15 protein-coding genes are annotated in these 19574 nt (G+C 74.9%); 2 read left to right on the top strand and 13 right to left on the bottom strand.

All coding sequences use genetic code 11. The features are described from left to right. The first annotated feature begins 61 nt into the window (after positions 1 to 61). Positions 62 to 1294, top strand: coding sequence for an MFS transporter (locus tag AB0G01_RS23555; RefSeq protein WP_360948908.1), 1233 nt, complete (start codon positions 62 to 64; stop codon positions 1292 to 1294). On the opposite strand, the gene AB0G01_RS23550 is transcribed toward AB0G01_RS23555, so the two are convergent. The 13 genes from AB0G01_RS23550 to AB0G01_RS23490 all read right to left on the bottom strand — a co-directional run bounded on the left by AB0G01_RS23550 (position 1272) and on the right by AB0G01_RS23490 (position 16898). Beyond that, positions 1272 to 2192 carry an XRE family transcriptional regulator gene (locus AB0G01_RS23550; RefSeq protein WP_360948906.1) on the bottom strand — a complete coding sequence of 307 codons (921 nt, stop codon included), beginning with the start codon at positions 2190 to 2192 and terminating at the stop codon, positions 1272 to 1274. The two genes, AB0G01_RS23555 and AB0G01_RS23550, sit on opposite strands and share 23 nt — an antisense overlap. Positions 2193 to 2265: 73 nt before the next feature. Then, a complete protein-coding gene (locus AB0G01_RS23545) occupies positions 2266 to 2814 on the bottom strand; it encodes a nitroreductase family protein (protein WP_360948904.1) in 549 nt (182 codons plus the stop codon). Positions 2815 to 2843: 29 nt separating this feature from the next. Further along, positions 2844 to 4133, bottom strand: a complete 1290-nt coding sequence (locus AB0G01_RS23540) for a YcaO-like family protein (RefSeq protein WP_360948902.1) — start codon at positions 4131 to 4133, stop codon at positions 2844 to 2846. Next, positions 4130 to 5479 (bottom strand): CocE/NonD family hydrolase, encoded by a 1350-nt coding sequence (locus tag AB0G01_RS23535; RefSeq protein WP_360948900.1) that lies wholly within the window; start codon positions 5477 to 5479, stop codon positions 4130 to 4132. Before AB0G01_RS23535 ends, AB0G01_RS23540 begins: the two co-directional genes overlap by 4 nt. Further along, positions 5469 to 6314: a hypothetical protein gene (locus AB0G01_RS23530; protein WP_360948898.1), complete on the bottom strand. Its 846-nt coding sequence runs from the start codon at positions 6312 to 6314 to the stop codon at positions 5469 to 5471. Before AB0G01_RS23530 ends, AB0G01_RS23535 begins: the two co-directional genes overlap by 11 nt. After that, the gene (amiA, locus tag AB0G01_RS23525) at positions 6311 to 6421 is read right to left on the bottom strand and encodes a streptamidine family RiPP (protein ID WP_360948896.1); all 111 of its coding nucleotides are present in this window, start codon (positions 6419 to 6421) and stop codon (positions 6311 to 6313) included. The genes AB0G01_RS23530 and amiA overlap by 4 nt, the downstream gene beginning before the upstream one ends. A gap of 48 nt (positions 6422 to 6469) precedes the next feature. After that, positions 6470 to 7294: an ABC transporter ATP-binding protein gene (locus tag AB0G01_RS23520; protein WP_360948894.1), complete on the bottom strand. Its 825-nt coding sequence runs from the start codon at positions 7292 to 7294 to the stop codon at positions 6470 to 6472. Continuing rightward, positions 7291 to 8232, bottom strand: coding sequence for an iron chelate uptake ABC transporter family permease subunit (locus tag AB0G01_RS23515; RefSeq protein ID WP_360948892.1), 942 nt, complete (start codon positions 8230 to 8232; stop codon positions 7291 to 7293). The genes AB0G01_RS23520 and AB0G01_RS23515 overlap by 4 nt, the downstream gene beginning before the upstream one ends. Then, positions 8229 to 9137 carry an iron ABC transporter permease gene (locus tag AB0G01_RS23510; RefSeq protein WP_360948890.1) on the bottom strand — a complete coding sequence of 303 codons (909 nt, stop codon included), beginning with the start codon at positions 9135 to 9137 and terminating at the stop codon, positions 8229 to 8231. Before AB0G01_RS23510 ends, AB0G01_RS23515 begins: the two co-directional genes overlap by 4 nt. Beyond that, positions 9134 to 10108 (bottom strand): ABC transporter substrate-binding protein, encoded by a 975-nt coding sequence (locus AB0G01_RS23505; RefSeq protein ID WP_360948888.1) that lies wholly within the window; start codon positions 10106 to 10108, stop codon positions 9134 to 9136. The genes AB0G01_RS23510 and AB0G01_RS23505 overlap by 4 nt, the downstream gene beginning before the upstream one ends. After that, on the bottom strand, positions 10105 to 10863 hold the full coding sequence (locus AB0G01_RS23500; RefSeq protein ID WP_360948886.1) for a TIM barrel protein: 759 nt from the start codon (positions 10861 to 10863) through the stop codon (positions 10105 to 10107). Before AB0G01_RS23500 ends, AB0G01_RS23505 begins: the two co-directional genes overlap by 4 nt. A 558-nt stretch (positions 10864 to 11421) precedes the next feature. After that, on the bottom strand, positions 11422 to 14838 hold the full coding sequence (locus AB0G01_RS23495; RefSeq protein WP_360948884.1) for a DNA topoisomerase (ATP-hydrolyzing): 3417 nt from the start codon (positions 14836 to 14838) through the stop codon (positions 11422 to 11424). Between the two features lie 17 nt (positions 14839 to 14855). Beyond that, positions 14856 to 16898, bottom strand: a complete 2043-nt coding sequence (locus tag AB0G01_RS23490) for a DNA topoisomerase IV subunit B (RefSeq protein ID WP_360948882.1) — start codon at positions 16896 to 16898, stop codon at positions 14856 to 14858. 625 nt (positions 16899 to 17523) lie between these two features. Between AB0G01_RS23490 and AB0G01_RS23485 the strand changes: the two genes are divergently transcribed. Beyond that, positions 17524 to 19539, top strand: a complete 2016-nt coding sequence (locus AB0G01_RS23485) for a hypothetical protein (RefSeq protein WP_360948880.1) — start codon at positions 17524 to 17526, stop codon at positions 19537 to 19539. The last annotated feature ends 35 nt before the right edge of the window (positions 19540 to 19574 follow it).

Below are 19574 nucleotides of genomic sequence, written 5' to 3'. Positions count from 1 at the left end.
GCGGGTGGAGCACCTCCCACCCGCCTTGTTAGATGAACATGGCATTCATTAACATGTCGGCGTGACCGTCACCTTCGACGCGCCCGCACGCGACTTCAGCCGCTACCTGACCGCCCGCCTGCTGTCCGTGGCCGGCAGCCTGGTCGCGGTCGTGGCGTTGCCGGTGCTCGTCTACCAGCTCACCGGTTCCGCCGGGTGGACCTCGGCCGTCGCGATGGCGGAAGCGCTGCCCTACCTGGTGTTCGGCCTCCTCGCGGGTGCGGTGGCGGACCGGGTGGACCGGCGGCGGCTGATGGTGGCGATGGACGTCGTGGTGGCGGTCGGCCTCGTGACCGTCCCGCTCGCGTGGTGGCTCGACGCGCTGACCGCGCCGCACGTCGTGCTCGTCGCGTTCCTCGCGCAGACCGCGTTCGTGTTCTTCGACGCCGCGAACTTCGGCGCGCTGCCCTCGTTGGTGGGCAAGGAGAAGCTCACCGCCGCCTACGCCAAGCTGTTCGGCCGGTCCACTGTGGTCGAACTCGTCGTGCCCGGTCTCGCGGGCCTGCTGGTCGCGACCGTCGCGCCGGCCGCGCTGCTCGCGGTCAACGCGGTCACCGCCGTCGGGTCCGCGATGCTGATCCGGGCGATCCGGGGCGCGCTGTCCACCCCGCGCACCGACGCCACGACCCTGGCCGGCGACATCGGTTCCGGGCTGCGCTTCCTGTGGGACCACGACATCATCCGCACCCTGACGCTGATCGGCGCGACGCACTCGGCCGCCGCCGGCGCGTGGGTGGCGGTGCTGGTCCCGTGGGCGGACCGGGTGCTGGGCATCGCCCCGTCCGGCGATCCCCGGCTCGCGGCGCTGTTCAGCTCGTGGGGCGTGGGCGCGCTGCTGGCCTCCCGGCTGCTGCCCGCGCTCACCGCGCGGTGGGGCGGGGCGCGGCTGGCGCTGGGCGCGCTGCCGGTGTCGCTGCTGTGCGCCGGTTCCGCGCTGCTGAGCACGCACTGGGTACCGGCGTGCCTGGCCGCGATCTCCTGGGGCGCGGCGCACTCCACCGTGGTGCTCAACTCGATCACCTACCGCCAGCGGATCTGCCCGCCGGAGCTCCAGTCCCGGGTGAACACCACGGCCCGGATGCTGTCCTGGGGCCTGGGGCAGCCCGCCGGCGCGGCGCTCGCGGGCGGGGCGGCGGTCGTCGCCGGGCCCCGGGCCGGGCTGGCGGCGGGCGCGGGCGTGCTGCTGGTCGGGGTCGCACTGGCCTGGGCGACCCCGACCCTGCGCCGCGCGGCTAACTCCGGTGGTGCGAATTAGGCCATTTCCAGCGGAATCCGTAACCGCCCGGACCGAAATCGAGCGCGACGCCCAGCAGCGAGCCGCCGGCGTCCATTTCCACCGGCCGCACGTCTTCCGCCGAATCGCCCGAATTCCGGTATGATTCGCAGTGCACCGGCCGGGCCAGGGGGTCGAAGGCGACTTCGAGCACGTATTCGCGCACCGGCAGCCGGAATGTCCGCCCGCAGTCGGTGGTGACCGGGTACGGCGGCCGGTTCACCAGCTCGTGCTCGATGACGATGCTGTCGCCCCGGCGCAGCGCCCGGTCGAACAGCAGCTCGGCCACCACCAGCCCGGCGGCGGGCTGGGCGACCAGCCGGCCCACCGTGCAGTGCCGCAACGGGCGCAGCAGCGGCAGCGGGCGATCCCGTTCCTCGACGCGCACGACGACCACCCAGCGGTCCGCGCCGTCGGCCTCGGCGCGCAGGACGTGCCGGGACCGGGTGCCGCGCGCGCCGCGATCCGGGCCGATGGTGACGGAGTCGTGCTGGCTCAGCCTGGTCAGCCGGGCGTCCCAGCTCGTGTCGACCTGCCGGACGGCCCAGTCCACCTCGTCCGGGTCGGACCACAGCGCGGTGCTCGGGGCCGGGTGGTCGGGCACCCGCTTGAGCCACCGGCCGCGCGGCCGGGGCGGGCCGAGCAGACCGGCCAGGTAGCCGGTCGGCAGGGCCAGGATCTCCTCCAGGTGGCCGATGGCGGCCAGTGACGAGCGGCGTTCGGGTCTGCTGCGGCCCGACTGCCAGTAGCTCAACGTCGCCAGGCTGACCTTCACCCCGTGCTGCGCGAGGTGCTCCCGGATGCGCTCCAGCCCCAGCCCGCGCTCCGCGATGGCGGCCCGTAAGGCCCCGGCGAATGTGTCCGTTCTCGCTGTGTCCATAGCAACTCCCCCTTGCTGCTCGCACAACGGTATTGCGCGAACCGCGCCGGGGGAATGGCCTTTTGTCCCCTTTTCATGCCCGGATGCCCGGTGCGGTCGGCCCGCCGACCACGAACAGGGCCAGCGGCACGTCCCCTTCTCCACCCCTGACAAGGGCTTTCACCGCGTCGTCGGCGAATCCGGCGACCGCGCAGCAGCTCAGCCCCAGCGCGGTGGACACCAGGTAGAGGTTCTGCACCGCCACCCCCGCGTCCAGGTGCACCGTGCGGTAATGGCGAGGACCGTATTTCGCCAGCCCGGGTCCCACCCGTCCGGTTAGGACGATCACGGCGCGGGCCCGGCGGGCGAACTCGTCCTGGGCGAACACGCCGGTCAGGTCGGCGGTTCCGGTCGGGCACAAGGCGTGCTGCTCGCGCAGGTACTCGTGCACGTCGCCGTCCAGCACGACGTGCACGCGCAGCGAGGGCAGACCGCCCGCCGTCGGGTTCGTGCCGAGGACGTGCGGGGGCACGCGGCGCTGCACCCCGACCGCGTAGCGCAACAGCGAACCCAGGTGGCGGCGGCTCAACGGCCCATAGGAGTAGCGCGACCGGCGGGACAGCAGCGCCGCCGCGAGCGTCATCGCCGGTTCCTCCGGCTCCGGCAGGGTGATCACAGGAACGGCGGCGGGGCCGGGAGCACCGACCCGGTGTCGCCCCAGCGCGGCAGACCCAGGTAGCGGAACGCGGCGGGCGCGTTCGGCACCAGGCCGGTCGCGCACACCCGCACCACCCGCAGGCCCGCTTCGGCGACGTCCTCGGTGGTCAGGTCCACGGTGGCGATCCGGTTGCCCGCCAGGCCCTCCCGCAGCGCGGCGAGGTCTCCGCGCGGTTGCGGTCTCGTCATCCGCTCCGGGCGGGTGAAGCGGGGCAACAACTCCTCCTGCACCCGGGGGTCCAGCCAGACCTGCACCTGCGCGCCCAGGTCGCGCACCTCGGCGTACCGCTCGCCGACGTCGTCGCGGTAGCGCCGGTCCGCGCGGTGGGGCAGGTACAGGCCGGCCGCGAGGATGCCGGCGTCGATCGAGCGGAACACCCACCCGTCGGCTTCCAGCAGGCCCTGCGTGAAGATCCAGGTGTGCACGGCCTCCAGGACGGCCTTCCCGCACGCCTCCACGGGGTCGAAGCGCGCCGCGCCGCCGCCCGCGACGATGCCGGTGGCCCGGTCCACCACGACCGCGCCGACGCACGAGACCGGGTGCTCGGTGGGCAGCTCCACCAGGTGCACGTCCAGCGGGCAGTCGGCGAGCTCGGCGGCCAGCCCGGGGACCTCGTCCACGGCGATGCCGACCGTCGGCGCGCCCCCGTGCCACCACCGCTCCAGGGCGTCGCGCTCGACGAGTTCGAGCAGCGCGCGGGTGAAAGCGTCCTCCGCGTCGACGCCGGTCGCGATACCGGCGTAGTTCAGGTGGTGCAACCGGGGTTCCGCTCTGCGTTCGCCGGAGTGGTAGTTGAGATACACCCACGATGCGGGAAGGAGGCATATTTCACCCGATTCCTCGCCCTCCACCCAGGCGATCGGCACGTCGTCGGTGAACGGCCGATACGGGAAACCCGGCGCAGCGTGCTGATCCGGTGTGAAGAACGGCAGGTCGGTCGGGCCGAAATGCGGGATTCCGGCCGCTGCCAGCTCGCCGGCGGTCGCCGTGCGCAGACCGGGCGGGACCCGGTTGCCGCAGTAGCGCTCCACCGCCTCGCCGACGGCCGCCGCCCGCGCCGCGTCCACGTCGCCGAAGGTCGTGCCCAGGCTGACCCGGTCGGCGGGCCACGCGCCCAGCCGCCGGGCGTCGGCCACCTCGGCGGTGACGGCGCGGTAGCGGCGCGGCGCGCCGGGCACCGCCCCGACGTCGACCAGCCTGCGCACGATCCCGGTCAGCGGGTCCACCAGCAGCGGCGCGATCACGATGCGATCTCCTCGGGTAGGTCGACGGCCCGGACCTCGCCGGAGCCGGTGGGGTGCCAGGGAATCCGGGCCCGCGCGCGGTGCACGGCCCGGTCGCTGGAGTGCAGCCGGACGGCGCGCACGGGGTCCTCCCCGGTGTGCGGGTTGCGGGCGTGCCTGGGCCAGTGGTGCCCGGCGACCTCCAGGCGCAGCCGTGCGCCCTCGGGCACGGACCAACCGATCGGCGGGAGGTCCAGCGCGACCCGCCGGGGCGCGCCGGGCCGGTGCCGGACCCTGGTGACCGCGTGCGCGAGGTGGATTCCCCGGTGGGACAGGCGGACCACCCAGTCGGCGTCCGGCGCGTCGGCCACCGCGTCGAGCACCACCGCGACCCCGCCGCGCAGTTCGCCGGCGGGCAGCGCGGGGGTGAGCAGGACGCCGCTCGGGTCGTCGGTGATCGGCGCGCCCGGCGGGACGGACCGGAACGGGCGGGCGGGGTCGGCGCGGAACTCGCCCCGGACGACCTCCAGGTCGACCGGGACGGCGGCCCCGGTGTGCCGACGCCAGCCGTCCACGGCGTAGAAGGCCTTGTCCCCCTTGAGGGTGTCCAACGCCCTGGCCCACGCCAGGTAGAGCGCGCCGATCCGCCGACCGGCCAGCGCCACGCCGGGTTCGGCGGCGTCGAGCTCGTGCGCCCACGGGCCGAGGACGAGTCGGGTGGGTCCGCCCCAGCGGCGGGCCAGCCGTTCGGTGTCGGCGGCGAACGGGTCGCGCAGGCCGCCGACCGCGAGCAGCGGCATCGTCAGGCGGGGCACCGCGTTCCACAGCCGCGCGGTGCGCTCGGGGGCGGCCCACAGATCGTCCCAGCCGGTCACCAGGTCGACCACCGGCGTCGCGCCGAGGTCGGTGGACGCCGTGGTCGCCGCGTGCTCGCCCCACCAGCCGGCCCGGCAGGCGAGCCGGGCCGCGCCACCGGGTTCGCGGGCGGTCTCCCCCAGGCCCAGCGCGGGAACGGCGGCCAGCACGCCGACCACGACGTCCGGCCGGGCGATGGCGGCGGTCACCGCGCAGTACGCCGCGTAGGACGAACCGGCGGCGATGATCCGGCGGAAACCCAGGCGCAGCAAGGCGTCCACCACGGCCGCGCCGTCCACGGCCTCGGTGCGGTAGGGCCGGAAGCCACCGGCCGAGCCGTACCGGCCGCGCACGTCGCCCACCGCGCAGGAGAACCCGCGCCGGCTCCACGCCTCGGCTTCGGCCAGGTGGTGGTGCCGCCCGTAGGGGGTGCGGATCAGCACCACCGGCGCGTCCCGGTCGGCGGTGACGAGGGTGTGCGCCAGCCCCGCCACGGTGAAGTCACGGCGCACTGGCGGGCACCGGCAGCACCGGGTGGTCGGCCAGCGCCCCGGTGTCCAGGTCCAGGACGCGCAGCCGGCGGTGCGCCGGGATCGCGCCGGGGGTCAGCGAGTTGCCCGCCACGGGCACGTCGGCGGCCCAGCGGGCGAGGTCCTTCACGGCGAGCGCGGCGACCAGCAGGAACTCGGCCGGGTCCGGGGTCTCGTCGCCGCGCACGGCGTTCTCCCCGGCCCAGTACGCGCGCAGGTGGCGGTGCCCGGAGCCGGCGGCGGCGAGCCGGCGGGCGCGGACGTCCCGGTGGGGCACGCCGATCGGCTCCAGCAGCACGTGCCTGCCCTCGCGGCTGATCCGCTGCCAGCCGATGCCGTGGTCGGCCAGCGCGTCGAGCTCGCGCCACCGGTCCGGTGCCGGGCCGTCGTGCCACGCGCACACCGCCGCCGGGCCCAGCTCCAGCACCTCGGCGAGACCGGCTCCGGCGCGCGGGACGACGGGGTTCGCGCCGGCCCGGCGCAGCGCGTCGACCAGGTCGGCGCTGCGCTCGGCGAGCACGGCGACGGTGCGGCGGCCGACCGGCCAGCCCGCCCGCCCGCCGAGGTGTCCGGCGTGGTCGAAGGCGCTCAGCTCCGCCGGCGCGGGGGCGTCGGCCCCGGTGAGGGCCGCGCGGACGCCGCCGATCGCCTCGTCGGACAGGGCGACGGCGAACAGCTCGCCGGCCGCGTCCCGCAGGGCCGCGCCGGACGGGCCGGTGAACAGCGCCGTGCCGGGCTTCAGGGTTTCCACGCGGACCTCCAGGTGGCCGAAGAAGGGGTCCGGGGCCGCCGGAGCGGCGGCCCCGGAGTGGGTCACTCGTCGTCGCCGCCGTCGAAGGGGTTCTCCACCAGGGCGTTGCTGTGGCTGGCGGAGTTGTGCGGCAGCTCGCGCTCGGTCTCGACGCTCACGAAGATCTGGTCCACGGGACGTGTCCTCTCTCTGGGGTTGCGGTCGGATCGACCTCCACCAACCTAATCCGGAACGACAACCATTTTCAATACCCCGTTGGTGGTGATCCACAACACTTCGCCCGCGACGCCGTAGACCTCCCGGAGGAACGCCGCGTCGACCACATCGGACGGTGCGCCGTCCGCGTGCACGACGCCTTCCCTCAGCGCCACCACGCGATCCGAGTACCGCGCGGCCTGCCCCAGGTCGTGCAGCACCGCCACCACGGTCAGCCCGCGCTCCCGCTGCAACGCCCGGACCAGGTTCAGCACGTCGAACTGGTGCCGGATGTCCAGGTAGGTCGTGGGTTCGTCCAGCAGCAGCACAGGCGCGTCCTGGGCCAGCGCGAGAGCGAGCCGGACGCGCTGCCGCTGGCCGCCGGACAGGCGCTCCAGCGGTGCGTCCGCCCACTGCGCGACCCCGGTGTCGCGCAACGCCGCGCGCACCTGGTCGTCGTCGGACTCGCCGAGCATCCCCAGCGGACCCCTTGCCGCATAACGACCCTGGCGCACGAACTGGCGCACGGTGAGCCCCTGCACGTACGGGGTGGCCTGGGGCAGCAACGCGATCCGGCGCGCGATGTGCCGTCGCGGCAGGGCTTTCAGCGGTCCGCCGTCGAGCAGCACGTCACCGGAGGACGGTTCGAGCAGGCCCGCCAGCACCCGCAGCAGGGTCGTCTTGCCGCTGCCGTTCTCGCCCAGCAGGCTCAGCCACTCCCCCGCGCCCACCGCCAGGTCGACGCCCTTGAGCACCTCGTTCTCGCCGAACCGCACGCGCACGCCGTCGGCGCGCAGCGGTACCCCGTCCCGTGGTGCCGCACCCGGCGGGCCCGCACCCGGCGGTGTCACCCGATACCTCCTGTTCTCCGCGCCACGACGATCAGCACTCCCGCGCCGAGCAACGCCGTGATCGCTCCCGCCGGCACCCGCACCCACTGCCCCACCGCGTCCGCCGCCGCCACCGCCGCCGCACCGGTCAGCGCGGCGGCCGGTACCGCGTCGCGGTGGACCGCGCCGACCAGCCGGCGCGCCACGTGCGGCGCGAGCAGGCCGACGAACGCCGTCGCCCCCATCGCCGCCACCGCCGCCGAGGTCGCCAGCGCGGCCAGGAGCAGCACCGCGCTGCGCCACGGCACGACCGCCAGGCCGACCGCGCGCGCGTGGTCGTCGTCCACCGCCAGCACGTCCAGCACACCGCCGAGCAGCGTCGCGGCCACCACGACCACCAGCAGCACCGGCCACAGCGGCGCGAGGTGCTCCCAGGTGCGGCCGACCAGCGAGCCGAGCAGCCACCGCGACACCGCGCCCGCCAACTGCGGACGCGCGGTCAGCAGCACGAGCGTGGTCCCGACCAGCAGCGCCGACACCACCACGCCGCGCACCGCGACGTCGCCGGAACGGCCGGCCACCACCCACAGCACACCGCCGCCGACCACGCCGCCGAGCAGGGCGGCACCGGCCATCGGCACCGGCTGCGACGCGCCGACCACCGTCGCCAGCACGGCCCCGAGCACCGCGCCCGAACCCACGCCGGTGATCTCCGGCGACGCCAACCGGTTGCGGACCGCCGACTGGAGGATCGTCCCGGCCACGCCCAGGCACGCGCCCGCGCACAACCCGACGAGCACGCGCGGCGCGCGCAGTTCCAGCACGACCATCCGGGCGTGCCAGTCGTCGCCGACCAGCGCCGCGAGCGTCGCCCCCGTCGACCCGACGCTGATCTGGACCACCGCGCACAGCACCACCACGACGACGAGCCCGCCGAGTCGCACCCCGGCCCGGTTCACGCGCGCCTCCGCACCAGCAGCCCGACCGCGACCGCCGCGAGCGCGGTCAACCCGCCCACCGGCAGCTCGACCGGGTAGAGCGCGGTCCGCGCGACGAGGTCCGCGACCACCACGACGAGCGCGCCGACCGCCGCCGTCACCGCGGGCGACGGCCGGCCGAGCCGGGCGGCCAGGCGGGGTGCGAAGAACCCCACCCAGGCCACCGGTCCCGCCGGCCCGACCACCACGGCGACCAGCAGGGAGGCCACGCCGAGCACGGCCATCCGGACCCGGCCGGGGCGCAGGCCCGCCGACATCGCCTCGTCGTCGCCCAGCCGCAGCACGCGCACCCGGGGCAGCACCCAGAGCACCGCCGGCACGGCCAGCAGCAGCCCGACCGCGACCGGCCCGAGGGTGCGCCACGTCGTGCCGGTCAGCGACCCGAGCAGGTAGCGCACCAGCACGCCCTGCTCCCGCGAGTCGGTCACGGCGGTGGCGGCCAGCATCACCGCCTGGCACGCCGACCCGACCGCCGCGCCGATCAGCAGCACCGCCGCCGGACCCCGCGCACCGCGCACCGCCAGCAACGTCAGCCCGCCGCCGACCGCCGCGCCGAGCAGCGCCGGGGTCAGCGGCGCGAACGGCAGCGCGATCCCCCACGCGACGCTCGTGCCCACGGCCGCCGCCGCGCCGCTGGACACGCCCAGCAGCTCGGGCACGGCCAGCGGGTTGCGCAGCGACTCCTGGAGCAGCAGGCCGGCGGTCCCCAGGCACGCCCCGGCGACCGCGCCGAGCACCAGCCGGGGCGCGCGGAGCTGCCAGACCACGACGTGCTCCAGCTCGGTGCCGGTGAACAGCACGACCGGGTGCCCCAGCACCAGCGAGCCGAGGACGGCCACCACGGCGACGGCCGCGAGCAGCCTCAAGCGGGCACCTTCGCGAGCGCTTCGTCCACGACGGTCGCGAGGCTGCGCAGCCCCCGTCCGGAGCCCCACAGCTTGGCGTGCACCTCGTGGACCCGCTCCTGTCGCACGGCCGGGATCTGCTGCCACACCGGGTTGTCCGCGAGCTGGCTGCTCAACGTCCTGTCCTCGGTGGAGAACAGCAGCGAGTACACGAACACCACGTCGGGCTGCCGGGCGAGCAGCTCCTCGACGCTGTAGTTGCTCGCGGTGTCGAGGTCGGTGCCCTTGGCGGGGAACGGGTAGGTGAAGAGCTGCCCGAGCAGGTGGCCCTTGAGCGAGGCCGTGGTGTCGACGCCGACCGCGTCCGCGCTGCCGTACATCAGCAGCACCTTCGTCGACGCCTGCGCGGTGCCGTGGGTGCGGGCGACCGCGTCGGCCAGCCGGCCCCGGAATTCCTCCTCCGCGCGCACGGCCCGGTCGGCGCGCCCGGTGAGCGCGCCCAGCGCCCGCAGGTAGCCGACGGACTCCTCCCACGTGGCGGGATCGGCTGTCCACAGCGGGGCGAACTTCTCGATGGCGGGCCGCAGCGCGTCGTGCACGCCGGGCAGGCCGATCACCAGGTCTGGCTTGAACCCGGCGATGGCCTCGACGTCCTCGCCGCCGAACGTGCCGGGCACCTCGGGCACGGCCCGGCCGGCGTCGCCGAGCAGCGCGGGGTGGCTGATCAGCACCGGGTTGCTGGTGCCGACCGGGGTCAGACCGAGGTCGGCGGCGAGGTCGTCGCACAGGCCGTTGAGGCAGACGATCCGCTCGGCGGGTCCGGTCAGCTCGATCCGCTGCCCGTGCGGGTCGGTGACGCTCAGCGCGTTCGCCAGCGGCGCGGCGGTGCGCACCACCTCGGCGACCCGGGGGGACTCCTGCGCGGGTGCGGACGCGCACGCGCCGAGCAGCGCGGCGGCGACCAGGACGACGGGGGTGGCGAGCTTGGTCATCGGACGTCCTCCAGCCAGGACAGCAGGGTGGCGGCGTCGCGGCGGAACGCCTCGGGCGAGTCGTCGGGCACGAACTCCAGCAGCACGTCGCGGTCGCGCCCGTCCTGGGCGAGCACCGCGAGCAACGGCCGCCAGAGGTCGTCGCGGGCCGCCAGCGGGAGCCGCTCGGTGAACCCGTCCGGGCCCCACGAGAAGGCGTGCACCGCGACCAGCCGGGGCAGCAGCGCGGCGAGCTCGCCCAGGCACTCCGCGACCTCCGGCGACTCGCGCGGCTGCCAGTGCGCGACCAGGTCGACCTCCTCCAGCAGCCGCACGGCCGAGCCGAGCTCGTCGGTCAGCGAGGAGACGTGGTGCTCGGCGGTGACCGCGAGACCGCGCGCGGCGGCCAGGTCGACGCAGCGGCGCAGGTCCTCGGTGATGGCGGCGCGCTCGGCGGGTGCCACGTCGGCGGAGGACTTCACCCCGGCCCACACCCTGATCCGGGGCGCGCCCAGCGCCTCGGCCGCCGCCAGCACGGGCGCGAAGTCGGCCGGGTCGCTGTGGCCGGGCTTGTAGTACGAGCCGTAGGTGCCGACGGCCAGCCCGTGCTCCCGGCACAGCCGGGCGGCGCGGGCCGCGCCGGTCAGGTCGCCGGGCGGCACGTGCACGTCACCGCCCCACTCGACCACCCCCAGCCCGGCGTCGGCGGCGAGGCCGACGACGACGTCGACCGGCCTGTCCCGGAAGGTGACCGAAGCCAATCCTGCGGTGATCATGTGCGCCCTTCACTCGTGCGGGTGAGGGTGCCATACTTACTGAATATGAGAGTCGTTATCAAGCCCAGAACGGGCGACACCGCACCGCCATCCGGCGGACATGGCGAACGTCCCCGTGACCGTTCGGGTTCTGGTGGTCGTCGCCACACCAGCGCGGAGGGGTCCGTGGGCGCACACCAGCCGCCGTGCCCACGAGGGCCGGCTCAAGGCGGGCGCTCCGACCCATCGGGAGCCGCCCACCGCCCGCCCCGGACGCCACCCGGACCAGCGCGTGTCTGCACAGCCGGGTCAGCCGAGGGGCCGTGTTCACGCAGGTCGTGGCAGGAGTCGAGTTCCGGCGACCGGGTCCCGGACGCCCGGCGACGAGACATCCCGGCCACCATCCCCGAACGCCGCGACCGGCAGGGCAGCCGGCCGCGCCGGCGGGCGGCAACAGGGGGCGGCCCGCTGTCGACCGCACCGCCGGCCGACTGCGGGAGACGGCGTCCCGCCGGCTGCGGCGGGAGCCGACCGTCGCAGCCAGCCAGCCGGCGGTGCGGTTCGGGACGGCTCGCGGGGTCAGCCCCGTTCGACCAGGTGCCCCACCACGTCCGGACCCGGGTGGGCGTGGCCGGAACCGTCCCGGCGGGTGTCGACCTCGGGCAGCTCCACCGGCGCGCCGTTCACCGCCGCGCCCGCCGGGCGCGGGCCCACCCACGCCAGCACCAGCCCGTCCTCGCCCTTGAGGAACCGGTGCGCGCGCACCCCGCCGGTCGCCCGGCCCTTCGCCGGGTACTCCGCGAACGGCGTCACCTTCACGCTCTGCCCGGTCGAGGTCACCACCATCGGCTCGCCGTGCTCGTCGTCGTCGGTCCGCACCGCGCCGAAGAACACCGCGCGCGCCTCGCCCGGCAGGGTGATCCCCGCCATGCCGCCGCCCCGCAACCCCTGCGGCCGGACCAGCGACGCGCTGTAGCGCAGCAACGACGCCTCCGACGACACGAACACCAGCGCCTCCTCGGCACTGCCCAGCCAGGTCGCGCCGACCACCTCGTCACCCTCCTTGAGGGTGATCACCTCGAACTCGTCCGACCGCACCGGCCACTCCGGCGCGCACACCTTCACCACGCCCTGCCGGGTGCCCAGCGCCAGCCCCGGCGAGTCCGCGACGGACAGCGGCGCGATGCCGACCACCCGTTCGCCCCGGGTCAGGTCCACCAGCTCGCCGGCCGCCATGCCGCCGCTGAGCGACACCGTGCCGCTCTGCTCCGGCAGCACCGGCAGCGGCAGCACGTCGGTCTTGAACGCCCGCCCCCGGTTGGTCACCAGCAGCACCTGGCCGCGCGCCGTCGTGTGCACCGTCGCCGCCACCGCGTCGTGCTTCACCCGGCCGTTGCGCCGGCGGGCCTCCGAAGCCTCCTCCGACTCGGCGGCCGTGCGCGCCACCAGCCCGGTCGCCGACAGCACCACCTGGCACGGGTCGTCCGCCACCTCCAGCGGCCCGGCCGGCTTCGACGCGGCCAGCACTTCCTTGAGGTCGCCGTCGAGCAGCACCGTGCGGCGCTCCTGCTGGAGGTCCTTGGCCACCTTCGCCAGCTCGCCGGAGACGACCTTCTTCAGCTCGCGGTCGTCGTCGAGGATCTTCGTCAGCTCGGCGATCTCCCCGCGCAACCGGTCCTGCTCGGCCTCCAGCTCGACCGAGTCGTACCGGGTCAGCCGGCGCAGCGGCGTGTCGAGGATGTAGGCCGCCTGCACCTCGGAGAGCGTGAACGTCTTGACCAGGCCGTCCTTGGCGGCCTGGGCGTTCTCGCTGGCCCGGATCAGCTTGATCACCTTGTCGATGTCGAGCAGCGCCTTGAGCAGGCCCTCGACCAGGTGCAACCGGTCCTCGCGCTTGCGCCTGCGGTAGCGCGTGCGGCGGGTGACCACCTCGTACCGGTGCGCCAGGAAGACCTCCAGCAGCGGCTTGAGCCCCAGCGTGCGCGGCTGCCCGTCCACCAGGACCAGGTTGTTGATGCCGAAGGACTGCTCCATGGGCGTCAACCGGTACAGGTCGGCCAGCAGCGCCTGCGGGTTCACGCCCACCTTGCACTCGATGACGACCCGGATGCCGTTCTCCCGGTCGGTGAGGTCTTTGACGTCCGCGATCCCGGTCAGCCGCTTGGACTTGGTCACCTCGTCGGTGATCTTCTCGATGATCTTCTCGGGCCCGACGCCGTAGGGCAGCTCGGTGATCGTGATCGCCTGCCGCCCCCGGCTGCCCTCCAGCAACCCGGTCTCCACCTTCGCGCGCATCCGCACCACGCCTCGGCCCGTCTCGTAGGCCTTGCGCACCTCGTCCAGGCCGAGCAGCACGCCGCCGGTCGGCAGGTCCGGACCGGGGATGAACTCCATCAGCTTGTCCAGCCCCGCGTCGGGGTGCGTCACCAGCCACCGCGCCGCCGCGACCACCTCGCCGAGGTTGTGCGGGATCATGTTCGTCGCCATCCCGACCGCGATCCCGGACGTGCCGTTGACCAGCAGGTTCGGGAACGACGCGGGCAGCACGGACGGTTCCCGCAGCGACCCGTCGTAGTTCGGCCGGAAGTCGACCGTGTCCTCGTCCAGCTCGCCGACCAGCAGCATCGCGGCCGGCGACATGCGGGCCTCGGTGTAGCGGCTCGCGGCCGGGCCGTCGTCCGGCGACCCGAAGTTGCCGTGCCCGTCGACCAGCGGGGCGTTGAGCGAGAAGTCCTGGGCCAGCCGGACCATCGCGTCGTAGATCGCCGTGTCGCCGTGCGGGTGGTACTTGCCCATGCAGTTGTGCACGACCTGGCCGGCCACGACGAACGCGTGCTCGTCGGTGTCGACCTGGATGTCGAAGGTCTCCCGGGCCGCGACCGGCTCGACCGACACCACCGCGCAGCGGGTCATCGGCTCGGCCGGGTCGTCCTCGCGGGCGTGGCGGATGACGTCCACCAGCTCCTCGTGGCGGGTCTTGGTCCAGCGCAGCAGCGCGGCGGCCAGGGCCGCCGCCGGGCGGCCCGCGACCCGGAACCCGGCCGGCCCGCGCCCGGTGCGCAGGCCCGCGTCCGCGAGCACCGCGCGCACCTCGTCGCCGAGGTCGGCGAACCCGATCCCGCGCCCGTCGTGGACGTGCCCGGCGGCGTCGAACAGGCCCGCCAGGAACGGCGTCCAGCGGGCACGGGCGGCGAGCACCGACCGGGGCGTGCGCGCGGTCGCGGCGGCCAGCGCGGCGTCCGGGGCGAAGGTCAGCACGTGGTGGTCCACGCCGTCCTCGCCCTGGTACTTGTCGCGCGACACCGCGAGGTCGCGGGCGATCGCCCAGCCGTGCGCGCTGTCCAGCGGGTCGGCGTCGGTCAGCGCCAGGCGCACCCGGCCGTCCTCGACCACCCCCGCCGCCGCGACCAGGCCCAGCACGTAGTCCGCCACGTCGCCGCCGTCCGCGACCAGGGCCGCGTGCCGGTCCGCGCCGTAGGCCAGGGTGTGCCGGCCCGCCAGGTCGCGGGCGTCGGTCCACTCGTCCGGGCCGGTGCGGAAGCGCTGGCCGGGCGTCACCCGCATGGTGTCGCCGTTCGCCCAGGTCACCCGGACGAGGTCGGACACCGGGTTGCGGTAGGACCGCACGACCTCGACCGGGCGGCCCGAGCCGTCCAGCACCCGGTCACCGACCTCGATCTCCTCGATCGGGCGCAGGCCCTCCGGCGTCGACACCAGCGCGCCGCGCACGAAGCAGTCGCCGACCACGCGGGACGACTTCACGTACGGGCCGGCCGGCCGGTGGCCCTGCTCGTTCATCGAGAACAGGATTCGGCGGTGCACCGGCTTGAGGCCGTCCCGCGCGTCCGGCAGGGCCCGCGAGTGGATCACCGAGTAGGCGTACTCCAGGTAGGAGTCCTCGATCTCGGTGGTCAGCGAGTTGTCGAAGACCCGCGCGCCCGCGCGGTCGAAGGCGGACGGGTCGACCCTGGTCGTGGGGGTCTTGCGGCGTGCCACTGGAATCTCTCCTGCGCTCAGACGTCGATCGCGGACTGGTCGACCCGGGCGGCCGATTCGACGAGCCACGCCCGGCGCGGCTCCACCTTCTCACCCATCAGCAGCTCCAACGCGGCCTCCGCGGCCTCCGCGTCGTGCATGGTGATGCGCCGGACGGACCTGGTCGCCGGGTTCATCGTGGTGTCCCACAACTCCTCGGCGTCCATCTCGCCCAGCCCCTTGAACCGGGGCACCGGCTTGACGATCGTCTTGCCCGCCTTCTCCAGCCGGGCGACGGTCTGCTCCATCTGCCGCTGGGTGAAGGTGAAGCGGGTCTCCGGGTTGCGCCCCCTGGTGACCACCTTGTGCAGCGGCGGCATCGCGGCGTACAGCCGGCCGTCCTCGATCACCGGCCGCATGTACTTGGCGAACAGGGTGATCAGCAGGGTGCGGATGTGCGAGCCGTCGACGTCCGCGTCGGCCATCAGGATCACCCGGCCGTAGCGCATGGTGGTCAGGTCGAAGGTCCGCCCGGTGCCCGCGCCGAGCACCTGCACGATGGAGGCGATCTCGGCGTTGCGCAGCGTGTCGGCGAGGCTGGCCTTCTGCACGTTGAGGATCTTGCCGCGCAGCGGCAGCAGCGCCTGGTACTCCGAGACGCGGGCCATCCGGGCCGAACCCAGCGCGCTGTCGCCCTCCACCAGGAACAGCTCGCTGCGCGCCACGCCCGTGGTGCGGCAGTCGACCAGCTTCGGGGGCATGGCCGCGCCCTCCAGGGCGGTCTTGCGGCGGGCCGCGTCCTTCTGCTGCTTCTGGGTCAACCGGACGCGGGAGGCGTCCACGACCTTCTGGAGGACGACCTTCGCCTCGGACTTGGTGCGGCGGTCCTCGGTCCACGCCTTGAGGTGCTTCTCGACCACGCCGAGCGCGACCTTGGTGATGCCGGTGGTGGACAGCTCGTCCTTGGTCTGGGAGGTGAACTGCGGTTCGGGTATCCGGACGTGCACCACCGCGGTCATGCCCTCCAGCACGTCCTCCAGGGTGGGCGGGTCCTCCTTGGGCTTGAGCAGGCCGCGCGTCTTCGCGATCGCCTCCTGCACGGCCTTGAGCGCGGCGCGCTCGAAGCCGCGCCGGTGGGTGCCGCCGTGCACGTTGCGGATCGTGTTGGTGAAGCACTCCACGGTGCGTTCGTAGCCGGTCCCCCAGCGCAACGCGATCTCGACCTCGGCCTGGCGCTCGACCTTGGAGCGCATCACGCCGTTCTCGTCGGCCGCGTTCTCGTGGTAGACGCCGGTCCCGGTGATCAGCAGGGTGCCGGTCACCGGCCGGTCGTTGGCCGGTGCCAGGAAGTCGACCATGTCGCCCAGGCCGCCGGGGTAGTGGAAGGTCTCCTCGGCGAGCCCGCCCTCGGTGGCGTCGCGCAGCACGTAGGTCACGCCGGGCACCAGGAACGCGGTGTTGCGCAGCTTGGTGCGGACCGCCTCGACGTCCAGCTTCGCGCCGTTCTCGAAGTAGCGGGCGTCGTACCAGTAGCGGATGGAGGTGCCGGTGCGCTTGGTCCGGCCGGTGACCCGGAGGCCCGACTCGCGGGTGAACGCCGCGTTCGGGCCGGGGCCGTCGAAGGTGCCGGGCACGCCGTGGGCGAAGGACATCTCGTGCTTCCTGCCCTCGCGCAGGACCGTCACGTCGAAGCGGTGCGACAGCGCGTTGACCGCCGACGCGCCGACGCCGTGCAGGCCGCCGGAGGTCTTGTAGCCGGAGCCGCCGAACTTGCCGCCGGCGTGCAGCCGGGTCAGCACCAGCTCGACGCCGGACAGGCCGGACTTGGCGTGCGTGCCGGTCGGGATGCCGCGACCGTCGTCGTCGACCTGGACGCTGCTGTCGGCGTGCAGGGTGACCACGACCCTGGTCGCGTGCCCGGCGACGCCCTCGTCCGTCGAGTTGTCCACCACCTCGGTGAACAGGTGGTTGATCCCCCGGCTGTCGGTGGACCCGATGTACATGCCGGGGCGCTTGCGAACCGCTTCCAGACCTTCCAGGTGGGTCAGGTCGTCGGCCCCGTAAAGGATCTCAGCGGTCACCGGGTCGTTCTCCCCAGGTCTTGGCGTGCGTGGAGCGGTTCACGGTAGAGCAGGGTAACTTCCAGGTCCGACAATCGACCGACCAGACGCCGGAGAATCGCGTCGGGGGACTGGTTCGGACCCGGTTCCGCGCAGCCGTCGACGGCGGCGTGCCCTCGACCGTACACGCGCTGTCGACCGGCCGTGACGCGGTGGCGGCGAGTCCGGCCGCCGGACCCCCGGAACGCCTCGGGGCGCTTCGGGGTGTTCCGGCCCACGTCGGTGCGCCGGCGGCGGGCGGGTGGCGGTTCCCGGCCGGATCGTCCACTGTGGACCACGCGGGGCGGGGGCCGGGGGACCGTCTCGATAGGAGGAACGCCGGGTGGGCACGAGCCGGGCGCGGCGTCCGGCGGGACGCGGGCGGGCGGAGTGCGCAGCGGCGGGACGCGGGGTCGGCGGGGGCCGGGCGCGGCGCGCGGGGTGGCGGGGGCCACACGGAGTGGGCGTAACCCGAGGTCGGGTTCTTCACGCCACGCCGCGCCCACCCCGTTTCCCCGTAGAGTGCGGGCGTTCCGAGCAGTCTGCATGGAGGTGATCGGGCACCGTGATGTTCCGACGTGCCACGGCCGTGCCGAAGGAGCCTGTGGTGGCAGCTCCACCACCCGAACCGCCCCCGGTCGAGCGCGAGCCCGCGCCCGCCCCGGCGCAGTTCTCGGCCTCCTTCGCCGGGGCCACGCTGGTCGTGGGACCGCAGTCCGGACCGGGCGCGGCGGCGACCAACCTGGCCCGGGGCCTGCCGGTGGACCGCGGGCGGACGGTGGTCGTGGTGGACCCGCCGCACGGTGACGAGGCCGCGTTCTGGCCGGCCGTGGCGGCGGCGCTCCAGGGGCGCGGCCCGGTCCGGCTGATGTCCTCGCACGCGGGCACCCTGCGCCCGACCGCGCCCGCGCAGTGGCTGGCCGAGCAACTCGGCGTGGAGGTGGTCGCGGCCGACGGCGCGGTGACCGCGGTGCCCGGCGCGGCGTTCGTGGCGGGCACCGGCGGGTACGGGTGCTGGCTGCGGTTCGTGCCCGGTGGCTCGCCGATGCCGATGGGCCGGCGGTTCCCGGTGCCGCACTGGGAGGCGGTGGACCCGAACTCGCCGTGGCCGACCGGCGAGGTGGGCGTGTCCGAGCCGATCCCGGCGGGGCTGTGGCTGCGCGCGCAGCGCGTGCCGTTCGACCCGGCCACCCCGGACGCCCGGCCGATCGTGGGCCTGCCGTGCCGCGACAACGTGCTGACCGTCGTGGTCGGCGGCCCCGGCCAGCCGCCGATCCCGACCGACGAGGTGTGCCGGCTGCTGAGCGGGCTGCCCTCGGCGGCCCGGTCGCGGGTGCGGCTGGTCTGGTACGGCGGCGAGCACCAGGGGCAGGCGGTGGCCGACCAGGTGGGCGAGCCGATCGCGCTGTACACGGGCCTGCCGGTCGGGTCGCTGCGCACCGGCGCGGCGGTCGTGGCGGTCAACCCGCGCGGGCAGCAGACGTGGCGGCCCTACGTGACCGAGGTGGGCTACACGGCGGCCGGCGAGCCGGTGGTGTCCGGCTACCGGGTGCCGGTGCCGGGCCTGGTGGAGCGCGGGCCCGGGGTGTTCGACCTGGGCGGCGGCGTGGTGCTGGAGGTCGTGCCGTCCGGTCTGTGGGTGCGCGACGCGGAGGACGACGGCCCGGAGGTCCGGACGCTGCCGGTGGACCCGGAGTGGGCCCGGCTGACCGTGGGCACGCCCGGCAAGACCACCGCCGGCGCGGTCGCGGTGGCGGGCGCGTCGCTGGTGGAACGCCTGGAGCCGGAGGTCCGCCGGCTGCTCAAGGTGGTGTTCTGCGACCCGACGCCGCTGCCCCGCCCGCCGGTGCCCGAGGAGCAGCCCGCGCCGCCGGCCGCCGACGGGCCCCCCGTGCCGCTGAGCCTCGACGGCCCGCTGTCGCCCGCGCCCGCGCCGGTGTGGGGCGAGCCGGCCGGCGAGGAGGTCGTGCCGCAGGAGCACCGCAGCACCGAGGCGGAGCGCGACGCGCTGCGCCGGATGCTCGGCGAGCGGTACGGCGAGCACGCGGCGGTGGCGTGCCGGCACATCGAGGAGCGCCCGGAGGACCCGGAGGCGTTCGAGGCGGTGGTGACCGACCTGGCGGCGGTGTCGGCGTGCCTCCAGCAGGACGAGGAGGTCGTGGTCGAGGCGCTGCGCTCCGGCCGGCTGGGACGGCTGTGGCCGTACGCGGCGGGGGTCGTGTCGGGGCTGCGGCGGCTGCCGGTGCACCAGGGCGTGACGGTGTGCTGGGGCGAGGCGCGCTCGTTCCGCACCGGCGACGTGCTGGTCGAGCACGGGCTGTTGAGCACGGTGGCCGGGCCGGCGGTGCCGGTGGACGGCCGGGTGGAGTTCGTGATCTGGTCGGTGACCGGGCGGCGGGTGAACGTGGTCGACTCGTTCGGCAGCCTGGTGCAGGAGCGGGTGGTGTTCCCGCCGGGCACGGCGTTCAAGGTGCTGGCGGTGGCCGAGGCCGAGGAGTCCGCGCCGATGCAGGTGATGGTCCAGGAGGTCGTGGGCCGCCACCACGAGTTGCCGCCGGGCGTGCTGGGCAGTCTCGAACGGGCCGCCGTGGCCTTGCGCAACGCGGCCCGCGCCATCGTCTGACCCGACCCCGCCCACCGGCCCGCGCGGGGCCCGGA

It is taken from the genome of Actinosynnema sp. NPDC023587, from assembly GCF_040640215.1.
Classification (GTDB): Bacteria; Actinomycetota; Actinomycetes; order Mycobacteriales; family Pseudonocardiaceae; genus Actinosynnema.
Note: the sequence above shows the minus strand (reverse complement) of the source record. Positions and strands in the feature narration are given on the sequence as shown.

What these genes read in the sequence shown, in the direction of transcription:
- AB0G01_RS23550 (WP_360948906.1), bottom strand. Translation starts at nt 2,192, where the DNA reads ATGGACACAGCGAGAACGGACACATTCGCCGGGGCCTTACGGGCCGCC.
- AB0G01_RS23545 (WP_360948904.1), bottom strand. Translation starts at nt 2,814, where the DNA reads ATGACGCTCGCGGCGGCGCTGCTGTCCCGCCGGTCGCGCTACTCCTAT.
- AB0G01_RS23505 (WP_360948888.1), bottom strand. Translation starts at nt 10,108, where the DNA reads ATGACCAAGCTCGCCACCCCCGTCGTCCTGGTCGCCGCCGCGCTGCTC.
- AB0G01_RS23500 (WP_360948886.1), bottom strand. Translation starts at nt 10,863, where the DNA reads ATGATCACCGCAGGATTGGCTTCGGTCACCTTCCGGGACAGGCCGGTC.